This window comes from Acidimicrobiia bacterium, from assembly GCA_012959995.1.
Lineage (GTDB): Bacteria > Actinomycetota > Acidimicrobiia > Acidimicrobiales > MedAcidi-G1 > MedAcidi-G2B.
This window is the reverse complement of sequence record DUCC01000033.1, coordinates 1-10,891: the sequence shown is the minus strand read 5'-3', so window position 1 is coordinate 10,891 and position 10,891 is coordinate 1. Positions and strand designations below refer to the sequence as shown.

The window sequence follows — 10,891 nt, the reverse complement described above, 5'->3', positions numbered from 1 at the left end:
ATCAATGTGCCGAGGAGCAGTTAGATAGCGCTCCATGTAAATCTCATCACGCCCAAAGTAAGCCAACGATTCCCGTTGCGCAGACTCAATAGCTTCTTCAATCGATTCTTCGCTGGCCACCACCTTCATGCCGCGGCCGCCCCCGCCGTAAGCCGCTTTGATGGCTATGGGGTAACCGTGTTCTTGGCCAAAGGCCTGTACTTGCGCCGGGTCGGTAATGAAATCAGTAGTGCCGGGGACGCCTTGCACCCCAACATTTTCAGCGGCCAAACGGGCACTAATTTTGTCGCCCATAACCTCAATAGCTTCTGGCGGAGGGCCAATAAAGGTCACCCCACGATCGGTAATCGCCCGAGCAAAATCGGCGTTCTCCGAGAAAAACCCATACCCCGGATGAACTGCATCGGCGCCACTGCGCTCAATGATGGCCAAAATGGCTTCAGTATCTAAGTAAGTCTCGGCCGCCGTTTGCCCAGGCAGGGCATAAGCCTCATCGGCCAAACGAGTATGCAAAGCCTCACGGTCCAAATCTGAATACACGGCCACCGTAGCGATACCCATTTCTTGGCAGGCCCGAATGACTCGAACAGCAATTTCCCCACGGTTAGCGATCAAAACTTTGTTAAACATGCCCTAAGGTTGCCCGCATGAACGCCGACCTGCACCCTAAACCACTCACTTTGTCGTCCGAACAGCAAAAAAAGCTCGATGGCACTCGGTTTGGGTGTGTGGAAACTGTGCCCGAAACGGGCTCCACTAATGCCGATTTGTTGTTACGGACTGATGAAAAAGGTTTGGTGCTCACTGCGCAACACCAAACCGCAGGCCGCGGACGCTTAGACCGCACATGGGAAGCACCACCTGGCGCAAACCTCTTGTTTTCTGTGGTCGTGCAGTTGGTAGCACCACCCGAACGAACGCCGTTGGTGACCCCAGCCTTGGCCTTGGCTCTAGTCAATGCGCTTAAAGCTTTAGCCGTGGAGGCCCAGGTCAAATGGCCCAACGACGTGCTGCTAAGCGCCGGCGGCAAAGTGGCGGGCATTTTGGCCCAAGGCACCCCACACGATCCACAAACAGTGATCGTGGGCATGGGCTGCAACATCGGTTGGCCGCTGAACGATGATGGCCCACCCGGGGCAACCTCGCTGGCTGCAGTAAAAGTAAACAACATTGACCCTGCTGATTTGTTGGTACAGATACTGGTGGGTTTTGAGAAACAATTAAAAACGTTGGAAACCGCCAATGGGGACGAGTTGTTGCGGCAAGAGTTGCTGGAATGTTCCGCAACGATCGGCCAGCAAGTGAGCGTGGAGCAGTCAGTCGGTGACCTAACGGGCCGAGCCGTTGACTTTAAAACATCTGGGGAACTGGTGATAGAAAATGAGGAAGGCCGCCAAGTGATCTCAGTAGGTGACGTGGTTCACCTGCGGGCGCTTTAAGGGTCGAGCCGGTTCGCTAATACCTCGGCAAAAGCAGCGGCCGCCGCTTGGGTTTGTGAACCCGGAGCAAATGGAAGAACCAGATCATCAATGTGGCTAATGGCCTGCACGTCTCGCGTTGAAGAAGTCAAAAAAGCTTCCGAAGCAGAAGCCAATTCATCAGGGTGCAAGTCGCGCTCTTGGGCATCAGTAACCTCAAGAATCAGCGACCGGGTGATGCCGGCTAAACACCCCGAAGACAACGGGGGAGTAACCAGTTGGTCGTCTACCACCACAAAAAGGTTGGTGCCCGTGCCCTCACACACCAAGCCTGCCGTGTTCAAAAACAAGGCCTCGCTGCACTGGTTTTGATGGGCGGCATCGAGCGCCAAAACGTTTTCGGCATACGAAGTAGTTTTTAAGCCAACCAGGGCCCCGTGCTCGTTGCGACTCCAAGGGCACAGGTGGACTCTTGTGGTGGCTTCCCACCTATTGGCCACCTGAGTAGCCACAATCAACGTACCTGGGCCATCGCCACGAGACGAACCCAACGGCCCCGCCCCACTCGACCAAGTAATACGCAATAACCCCGCCACCGGGTCGGCATCCAAAACCGCCGCTATGGCGTCACGCACCTGACCAGCATCCGGCGGCAACAAACCCAAACCATCAGAAGAAAAACGTAGACGAGCCAAATGGCGGGTCAAAGCAAACGGAGTACCGTCAATCACCTGCAAGGTCTCAAACACCCCATCGCCCACCACAATGGCGTGGTCTAGCGCAGAGACAGTAGGAGTAGAACGGTCAACCAGTTGACCGTTAACCCAACAAGCGCCCGAAGAAAAATCAGTCATAACCCGAAGCGTAGACCCGCCGTCAAGGATCACGGTGTCACTGCTAACCTTTAGTGGTGCCCCGATCTTCTGCTGCCGGGCTGCGACGCTCGTGGCCACAACGAATCATCCTTGGCTTTAGCCTCTCTTTGGCTATTGGCCTCGTTTTTGCTTCAAGCCGCCTCACCGACTTTGACGAGGTCATTGGCAGCATCGTGCGCATTGAAGTAGGGGCCGGGGTGCTAGCCCCCGCACCAACTACCCCGGCTCAAGTGTCAGAATCTGGCGACGTATTGGTGCCGGTAGCGGCCGACCCCCAAGCCCCCCGAAACTTTTTGCTCATCGGCACCGACAGCGCTATTGGCCTCGACCCCGACGATCCGGCCGCTCAACGCGACCACCCCGAAGGGTTTGCTTTGGCCGACGTCATCATGTTGGCCCGGGTAGACCCCGGAATGGGCCGCATTCATTTGATTTCAATCCCCCGTGACCTTTACCTGCCTATCTACAGCGAGGGAGTGCCTCTTCGCGAAGAAAAATTGGCTTCCTCATTGATGGTAGGAGGGCTCGAACAAGGCGCCCCCACCTTGGTTGAAACCATCAGCACCAACTTCAACGTGCCCATTCACAACTTTGCGGTAGTGGACTTTTACGGCTTTGAACAGATCGTTGACCTGGTCGGCGGGGTAAACATGTGCTTCGAGACCGCCATGCGTGACCCCGCCTCACAATTTTTTATGAACACCGCAGGCTGCCATACCCTCGACGGCCCCACCGCTTTGGCTTATGTTCGCAGTCGTAAAATGGAAGCTTTAGTTGATGGTTGGTGGCGCCGAGTAGGAGCTTCAAACGACATGGAGCGCAACCAACGCCAACAAGACTTCATGATTTTGATGTTAGAAAAAATGGTTGACCAAGACATCAGCACCTTGTTGACCAACACCGACCTGATTGAAACCGCTGCCGGCATGGTGGTTTTTGATGAGCGCATCACGCTGGGTGAGCTAATGGACCTCGGTCAATCTTTTGTTGACATTGAACCTGATCATGTGATTCAACACGTATTACCGGTTACCGACGGATGGGCCGGGGAGATCTCGGTGCTCAAACTCACCAGCGAAAGCCAAGTTGCTTTCGAAGTGTTTCGTGGTGAAACGGTAAATAATCAAGAAGTGCCGGTACTTCTCGTTGATGCCCGTGGCGACAGCGCCGCCGCCACCGTCGAAGGTGACTTGGCTATCTTAGGTTTTGCGGTAGAAACGGTGGTCGGAGACCTACAAGACGAAACGACTATTCGAGTGGCTCCTGAGTACTTTGCTCAAGGCGTTTTGGTGGCTCGTTATATTGAGCCCACCCCAAGATTTATTTACGTCGATGACTTTGGCGGCACCGTTGAGTTGACCCTTGGTGCTGACTTTGCCGCCTACCGCTGGCCACCCGCAACATTAGAAGAAGTTGAAACGGTGGCTCGAGTGGGTCTCGGCAACGACTAGCGGACGGTTCGCCAAGGTGGGGTAGTGCGCGGGTTGTCGGACAAAGAAAAGTTGGTGTCTTCCCACGTCAAGTTGGGCGAGTAAGCCGGGTCGTCAGCAAAACTGTCGGCCCAGCGCTGTTGCAGCAAACCGGCTTCGCGGGCCAAACGGTCACCTTCTTTGGGGTGCTCGTCGTAGCCTCGGCTTACTGACTCATGATGAATCAATTCAGCGTAAGGGGTCCACATAACCTGATGGCCGACTTGGCGTACCTGCAAGCAATAGTCCACATCGTTATAAGCCACGGCAAAAGCCTCGTCCATGCCGCCCAACTCGGTCCAAAGACTTTTCGGGGTGACCAAACAAGCCCCAGTAACCGCCGCTACCCGATGAGCGGTCGCCAGTCGATTGCGGTAACCAAAATTCTCTGGCGGAAAGTGCTTGTGGCCGTGGCCGTACAAACTGCCCAAATTGGGGTGCAAACCAGCGTGCTGCACCGTGCCGTCCGGGTAGCGCAGCATCGGCCCCACCGCACCAACTTCTGGCCGGCTTACTTGCGCTACCAACTCGGTTAACCACCCCGGGTGGGTTACCTCGGTGTCGTTGTTGAGCAAACAAAGCACCTCGCCTTTGGCTGCTTGAGCAGCCAAATTATTCATGGCAGCAAAATTGAAAGGCCCAGAGAACTGCAACACCTGAGTATTTGGCCGCTCTGCGGATTGAGCCAAAATCTTTTGGGCCGCCGCCTCGGTGCTTTGATGGTCCACCAAAATGATCTCAATGTTGGGGTATTCGGTGTGCTGATACAGGCCGGTAAGGCAACGCTCGAGCAAAGCCGCTCGATCTTTGGTGGGGATGAGTACCGACACCAAGGGAGCGGGTTGGGGGAGCGGCCATTGAACGTGTCGGGTGCCAGAAGTAAGGCCAGGTAACACCTTGGCCTGCGGGCAAGCCTGCTCAAGATGCTGGGCCACCACCTGGTCAAGCTCATGCGCTTGAGAACCGACTGAAGTAACCAGAGGAAAAGGAACCTGAGCCACCGAAGCTTCGCCATGGGCAGCTACTACCTTGAGAGCCAGGTCGGTTGGCGTAGCCCAAACGTCGCTAACCACCGGGCCTACCTCTAGCGCAACGGCACGCCGCACCGCCACCAAAGGGCCCGCCCCCTCGCCTTCTAAAATAAGATCAAGGTTCCACGGTGGGTTGGCCCAGATACTGGTTGCTTGGCCGTCGGTTTCGTAGCAACCATCGGCCACCAACAAGTGGACCTCTGGGTTCTGAGCAGCCTGGCTTAAAGCAAAAACGCTGGCCGGGTGAAAACGTTGAGCCGGGTTAGTCAGCACCACCCAATCGCCATTTGCGGCCGCTAAGCCTTTATTGGGGTCGTCAACCACCAAAACCTCTGGGTCGACCCCCAACTGGTTTTGCAAACTCGTGATAACCACTGACGGGTCACCCTCACCCGTAACAATGAAAGAAAAACTTGGCCCCGCAACAGGCGTCGCTTCGAGAGCCAACTGTTCGGCTTCGGTTAAGGTCATAAAGCGTCGCATCCACCCCTCTGGGGTTAACACACTGCTGGAAGTTGAAGCCGCCTGTGGAGCACGGTGATAGCGAGCGGTTAAGCGCTGCCCGATGCTAGAAAAATCACGGGCCCGCAACATGATGCCCAACGTACGTAAATTGCGGCGGCGAATGCCCAAACGCCGTATATCGGCCGTCACGGCCTGAGCCACCCGCCAGCGGGCCGCCCAAGGCGATGAGGGGGCCAGAGAAACATGCACCTCTGAAAGCGCTAAACCCGAAACTTCAAGATGGCCGGCTTCAGCAGGACGCAAAAGAATCTGATCAAAACCTTGGCCGCTCTTTCTCAAACGAAAACGTTGGCCGCTCGCCGCAAGCAAAGAAACCCCGACAACTTGCGGATCAGCCGAAACCACCGAAACCTTTAACCGGACCCACCCAACCGGGGCATCGGGCAGGTCAATAGCCACCAAGTCAACCGACGGAACACAAGGAACGGTCACCTCGGTCGCTTTGGGCCCCAGAGGCCGCCATTCATGTCTCAGCACACCAGAAGGGTACCGGGCTGAGACACCACGTTTTGGTACACCGGCCAGCGCAGCCAAACCCGCTACCGTAAAGGGTGATGCCTGCCACCCAAACCATTGCCGTGAACTTGTTATCGGTGGTACCCGGCCGTGTGGGAGGCGCCGAAGAATACGCCGTACGAGTACTGTCGGCTTACGCCCAACACGGGCCGGCAGACATTCGCCCGGTGCTTTACGTGCTCGACGGATTCCAAACCGCTCACCCCGAACTTGTCGGGTCTTTCGAAATCGAGGTTTGCCCAGTTAATGGCTACTCGCGGGGCCGTCGAGTGCTGGCCGAATCAACCTGGTTAGCGAGGCGAGCCACCGGGGCGGTTCATCACTTTGGGGGGAGGCTTCCCTGGCGCACCGGCCGGCCCACTGCGGTAACCATCCACGACCTCCAACCGCTCGACCACCCGGAGCGTTTCTCAACAACTAAGGCGGCCTACCTTTCATGGGCGCTTCCGCGGTCAATTCGACGAGCCGACGTCGTAGTAGGGGTAAGCGACCGAGTAACTCAACGCTTGAGCGAAGGGTTCCCCATAGACCCGCAAAAAATAGTCACCGTGTCATCTGGGGTGCCCGAAGTGGCCGAGCAACCTGCTGTTTCAACAGGCCCTCCTACCATTTTGTACCCCGCCGCTACTTACCCACACAAAAACCACTTGGTACTTATTGACGCCTTTAACCAGTTGGCAGAGCGCCACCCCGAGGTTCGGTTGGTGCTCACCGGGGGAGCAGGTCGGGCCGAGGCCCAAGTGATAGACGCCGTAGCCAACTCGCCCCACACCGACCGCATAGACCGCCTCGGGCGCGTGTCAGAAAACGAATTGGTTGAGCGCATGGCTGCGGCCACTGTGCTGGCTTTTCCCTCTTCTTACGAAGGGTTTGGCCTTCCGGTGCTCGAAGCCATGGCCATGGGGGTGCCCGTAGTAGCCGGCGCCGGCACCCCAGCCGCCGACCTCGTAAACGACCCTGCACTTTTAGCCGACCCCAACGATGTCGCCACTTGGGTACAGGCTCTAGATCGTTTGGTTAGCGATCCCGATAGTTGCTACCAAGCGGCCCAAAAAGGGCTAGCCCGAGCCCAAGCCCACCGGTGGGAGTACTCCGCGGCGCAACTTGAGCAGGCTTGGCGTTTACTGATAGCCGAAATTTAAGCCATGCGTCTTTTAGTTATTGCCCCCCACCTGGCCCCCGATACCGCCCCCACCGGGGTGGTGGTTTCAGCCTTAGTGACCGAAATGGCGGCCGCCGGGCACCAAGTACACGTGGTGACCTCGCTGCCGTGGTACAAAAAACACGCCGTAGACCCCGACTGGAAAGGCCGCGGTTGGCGGCAACACGGCGAGTTTGCTGGTGCCACCGTGACCCGGTGCTACCCGTTTCCGTCGGCCAAAAGTAATTTACTGGGTCGAGCCATGGGTTTTATCGGCTTCACCCTGCTGGCCACCTTGGCCTCGGTCTTTACCCGAAAACGGTTCGATGCAGTGCTGGCAGTTTCGCCGCCCTTAACTTTGGGCCTGGCCGGATGGGTAGCGGCCCGCCGCCACCGATGCCCGCTGATTTTTAATATCCAAGATGTGTTCCCCGATGTAGCGATAGAAGTAGGGGCGCTGACCTCAAAACCTGCCATACGTTTTTTTAAGGGCCTTGAACGTTTCTGCTACCGCCGAGCCCAAACAGTGGCCGTGCTTTCTGACGATTTGGCCGCCAACGTGGCCGCCAAGGTGGGCACTGGTGGTCCGCCGGTGGCGGTCATCCCCAATTTTGTCGACACCACGGCTATCACCCCCCAAGACCGAGTCACTGATTACCGCACCGAACACGGGCTCGGGGAGCGCACCGTAGTCATGTACGCCGGCAACCTTGGGCACTCACAATCGTTGAACCTGATGGTAGAAACCGCCCGCCGCCACCAAAACCGTAGCGACGTGATCTACGTAATAAACGGCGACGGGGTGGCTGCCGCTGAGTTAAAAGCGGCCGCCGCAAGTTTGCCCAACCTGGTCATGGTGGGCTACCAAAGCGCTGACCGTTTGAGCGAAGTATTAGCCAGCGCCGACCTGCACCTGATTCTCTTGCGCAAAGGCTTAGGGGCCTCGAGCGTGCCTTCAAAAATGTATTCCATACTGGCCGCCGGGCGCCCAATAGTGGCCAGCATCGACCCCGACTCTGAAGTAACCCGGGTACTGGGTGAAGTACAAGCCGGGCTAAGCGTGCCCCCCGAGGACCCTGAAGCTTTTGTCGCCGCCGTGGAACAACTGCTCGACGACCCTCAGTTGCGTCAAGAAATGGGTCAAGCGGGACGCAACTGGGTAAAACAATGGCCCACCGCTACCCAAATTGCACAAAAGTACCAAGAACTTGCCAAAGGGCTCGCTAAAGGGTGAACCCTGCTTTAGCGCCGATAACGTAACGCTCTATGGCACGTGGAGAATCAGGTAAAAAAGTAGCCCGCGCAGCGCGGCTTGGCGGAACCAGCGGAACCGGTGAACGGAAAGCCTTCGGCTACCCCGTGGCGTTGGCCCTCGTGGTCATTCTTGGGGTATCCCTAGTGAGTTGGTCACGGGTAACCCGTGAAGCCTCCGCCGCCCCCCGGGTAGGCGACCACTGGCACTCCATCTACGACATTTACGTCTGCGACACCTACCGGGCCAAGATTCTGAACGAAAACGACCCCAACGGTATTCACACCCACGCCGACGGACTACTGCACATTCACCCCTTCAACTCAGAAGCCTCCGGCGATAAAGCCAACTTGGGCGAATTCTTCGGGTCATACGGTGGCTTTATCGACGACACCTCTCTACAACTTGACACCGGTGAAATTATTACCGAAGGTGCGGATTGCGGTGGTCAACCCACGGTGTTAAAGATTGCCCGCTTCGACAGCCAAGACCGCGAACGTGACCCAGAAATCATTACCGAAGACTTGACCAACGTGCGTTTCTTAAAAAACTTTGAAGCCTTCACCATTGCTTTTGTGCCGGCCGACGTAGACCCACCATTGCCACGAGCCGAGCGGTTCACCTTCCTCGAATCAGTAGACCCTCGGGCCATTGACTCAGGCAACGCACCGGTGGAGACCACCACCACGCTGGCTGAGTAGTTCGCCGTGCAGGCGCTGGTACTCGTCGGTGGCTTCGGCACCCGACTGCGACCGCTTACCCTGAACACACCGAAACAAATGCTGCCCATTGTGGGCAAACCCATGATTGAACACGTGGTTGAGCATTTGGCAGCACACGGAGTAACCGAAGTAGTGCTCTCTTTAGGGTTCGCCCCCGAGGCGTTTCAAGAGGCCTACCCCGATGGCGTGTGCGCTGGCCTGCCGCTGCACTACGCCATCGAACCTGAGCCCCTAGACACCGCCGGTGCGGTACGTTTTGCCGCCTTAGACGCCGGTATTGATGACACCTTTTTGGTGCTCAACGGTGACGTGCTCACTGGGTTAGATGTTTCTGCGTTGGTAGAACGCCACCAAGGTTTTAGTGCCCAAGCCACCCTGCACCTCACCCCGGTAGACGACCCCTCCCGCTACGGCGTGGTGTCCACCGACGCTGATGGTCGAGTGCTGGGCTTCGTAGAAAAACCTGCCCCCGGGACCGCCCCCACCAACTGGATAAACGCCGGCACCTATGTGTTCGAGCCCACGGTGCTTGACCACATTGCTGCAGGCCGACGGGTTTCGGTAGAGCGAGAAGTATTCCCCGCTATGGCCCAAGCGGGGTCTTTGTTCGCTTGGGAATCCGACGACTACTGGGTAGACACCGGCACCCCAGAGACCTACCTACAAGCGCAATTAGATTTTTTAGACGGCCAACGCGGCCCCGCCCACTGCGGTCTCGACCAGACCGCGGTAATCAAAGGCACGGTCGAACGCTCAGAAATCGGGGCAAACTGCATGGTAGAAACCGGTGCGGTAGTGCGCAACTCGGTACTGCTGGCTGGCGCACACATAGCCGCCGGAGCCAGAGTAGAAGACGCCATTATCGGCTGGGGATCCACAGTCGGCGAAGGCGCCACGGTACGCAACCTGTCGGTGGTAGGCCATGAAGCCCACGTACCCGCAGAGACAGTGCTTGATGGCCTAACCTTGGCTAAATGACGAGAGAAAAAACAGCACTAGTCACCGGTGGCGCCGGGTTTATTGGCTCCACTCTAGTAGACCGACTTTTGGCCGAAGGACACCAAGTAATGGTGGTGGATGACTTTTCTTCTGGACGGCAAGCCAACCTTGAATCAGCAAGAGCCAACTACGGGAATCGTTTATCGGTAAAAGAACTTGACGTACGGCAGGCGGAAACCAGCGACCTTATCGCTGACCTCAAACCAGAAGTAGTGTTTCACTTAGCGGCCCAAGTTGATGTAAGGCACTCGGTATCTGACCCCATTTTTGATGCCGAGATAAACATTTTGGGCACTCTGCGCGTGTTAGAAGGAGCACGCCGAGGCGGAACCAACAAAGTGGTAGTAGCAGTGAGCGGCGGCACCCTCTATGGCGAACCCGACCCGACACATTTGCCGCTAGGGGAGGGGTTGCCCTCTGACCCGCGGTCACCTTACGGGGTATCCAAACTGGCCGCCGGGCATTACCTCACCGCCTACCGGCACCTGCACGGGGTGGACGGCACCGCCTTGGCCTTAGCTAACGTGTACGGGCCGCGCCAAGACCCTCACGGTGAAGCCGGTGTGGTCGCTATTTTTGCCGGTCGGTTACTGGCCGGTGAACCCTGCACAGTTTTTGGCAGCGGCGAACAAACCCGGGACTTTGTTTATGTCGGCGATGTGGTTGATGCTTTTATGCGGGCTGCTTTGGTGAACGAAGTGGACCTCTGCAACATCGGAACCGGCGTAGAAACCTCAGTAACCGAGCTTTACCAAGCAATGGCTACAGATATTGGCGGGCCCGCCGACCCGGTACTGGCCCCGGCCCGCTTGGGCGAACTCGACCGCTCAGCGTTAGATGCTTCATGGGCTGCCGATGCTCTCGGATGGAAAGCTGATACCTCACTAGCCGAAGGCGTAGCCCGCACCATGGACTGGTTTCGCGCCAACTAGCGAAAGAGGTC

At 57.2% G+C, this 10,891-nt stretch carries 10 protein-coding genes; 7 read left to right on the top strand and 3 right to left on the bottom strand.

Annotated elements, in window-relative coordinates:
- Nucleotides 1-630: ATP-grasp domain-containing protein (locus tag EYQ49_08850; protein ID HIG25983.1), on the bottom strand; the 630-nt coding region annotated here is incomplete at its 3' end.
- A gap of 17 nt (nt 631-647) precedes the next feature.
- Between EYQ49_08850 and EYQ49_08845 the strand changes: the two genes are divergently transcribed.
- A complete protein-coding gene (locus tag EYQ49_08845; GenBank protein ID HIG25982.1) occupies nt 648-1,439 on the top strand; it encodes a biotin--[acetyl-CoA-carboxylase] ligase in 792 nt (263 codons plus the stop codon).
- Here EYQ49_08845 and EYQ49_08840 read toward each other — a convergent pair.
- Nucleotides 1,436-2,272, bottom strand: coding sequence for a 4-amino-4-deoxychorismate lyase (locus tag EYQ49_08840; GenBank protein HIG25981.1), 837 nt, complete (start codon nt 2,270-2,272; stop codon nt 1,436-1,438). The two genes, EYQ49_08845 and EYQ49_08840, sit on opposite strands and share 4 nt — an antisense overlap.
- A gap of 56 nt (nt 2,273-2,328) precedes the next feature.
- Between EYQ49_08840 and EYQ49_08835 the strand changes: the two genes are divergently transcribed.
- A complete protein-coding gene (locus tag EYQ49_08835) occupies nt 2,329-3,744 on the top strand; it encodes a LytR family transcriptional regulator (protein ID HIG25980.1) in 1,416 nt (471 codons plus the stop codon).
- Here EYQ49_08835 and EYQ49_08830 read toward each other — a convergent pair.
- On the bottom strand, nt 3,741-5,750 hold the full coding sequence (locus tag EYQ49_08830) for a glycosyltransferase (protein HIG25979.1): 2,010 nt from the start codon (nt 5,748-5,750) through the stop codon (nt 3,741-3,743). The genes EYQ49_08835 and EYQ49_08830 overlap by 4 nt on opposite strands.
- A 122-nt stretch (nt 5,751-5,872) precedes the next feature.
- Here EYQ49_08830 and EYQ49_08825 point away from each other — a divergent pair, with 122 nt between their 5' ends.
- From EYQ49_08825 to EYQ49_08805, 5 genes are read left to right on the top strand one after another with little or no spacing between them, the layout of a single operon-like run.
- Nucleotides 5,873-6,976, top strand: a complete 1,104-nt coding sequence (locus tag EYQ49_08825; GenBank protein HIG25978.1) for a glycosyltransferase family 1 protein — start codon at nt 5,873-5,875, stop codon at nt 6,974-6,976.
- Between the two features lie 3 nt (nt 6,977-6,979).
- The gene (locus EYQ49_08820) at nt 6,980-8,209 is read left to right on the top strand and encodes a glycosyltransferase WbuB (protein HIG25977.1); all 1,230 of its coding nucleotides are present in this window, start codon (nt 6,980-6,982) and stop codon (nt 8,207-8,209) included.
- A 32-nt stretch (nt 8,210-8,241) separates the two neighbouring features.
- On the top strand, nt 8,242-8,928 hold the full coding sequence (locus EYQ49_08815; protein ID HIG25976.1) for a hypothetical protein: 687 nt from the start codon (nt 8,242-8,244) through the stop codon (nt 8,926-8,928).
- A gap of 6 nt (nt 8,929-8,934) precedes the next feature.
- Nucleotides 8,935-9,927 carry an NDP-sugar synthase gene (locus tag EYQ49_08810; GenBank protein ID HIG25975.1) on the top strand — a complete coding sequence of 331 codons (993 nt, stop codon included), beginning with the start codon at nt 8,935-8,937 and terminating at the stop codon, nt 9,925-9,927.
- Nucleotides 9,924-10,880 carry an SDR family NAD(P)-dependent oxidoreductase gene (locus tag EYQ49_08805; GenBank protein HIG25974.1) on the top strand — a complete coding sequence of 319 codons (957 nt, stop codon included), beginning with the start codon at nt 9,924-9,926 and terminating at the stop codon, nt 10,878-10,880. Before EYQ49_08810 ends, EYQ49_08805 begins: the two co-directional genes overlap by 4 nt.
- Nucleotides 10,881-10,891 lie beyond the last annotated feature (11 nt).

What these genes read in the sequence shown, in the direction of transcription:
- EYQ49_08825 (HIG25978.1), top strand. Translation starts at nt 5,873, where the DNA reads ATGCCTGCCACCCAAACCATTGCCGTGAACTTGTTATCGGTGGTACCC.
- EYQ49_08820 (HIG25977.1), top strand. Translation starts at nt 6,980, where the DNA reads ATGCGTCTTTTAGTTATTGCCCCCCACCTGGCCCCCGATACCGCCCCC.
- EYQ49_08840 (HIG25981.1), bottom strand. Translation starts at nt 2,272, where the DNA reads ATGACTGATTTTTCTTCGGGCGCTTGTTGGGTTAACGGTCAACTGGTT.
- EYQ49_08845 (HIG25982.1), top strand. Translation starts at nt 648, where the DNA reads ATGAACGCCGACCTGCACCCTAAACCACTCACTTTGTCGTCCGAACAG.
- EYQ49_08815 (HIG25976.1), top strand. Translation starts at nt 8,242, where the DNA reads ATGGCACGTGGAGAATCAGGTAAAAAAGTAGCCCGCGCAGCGCGGCTT.
- EYQ49_08805 (HIG25974.1), top strand. Translation starts at nt 9,924, where the DNA reads ATGACGAGAGAAAAAACAGCACTAGTCACCGGTGGCGCCGGGTTTATT.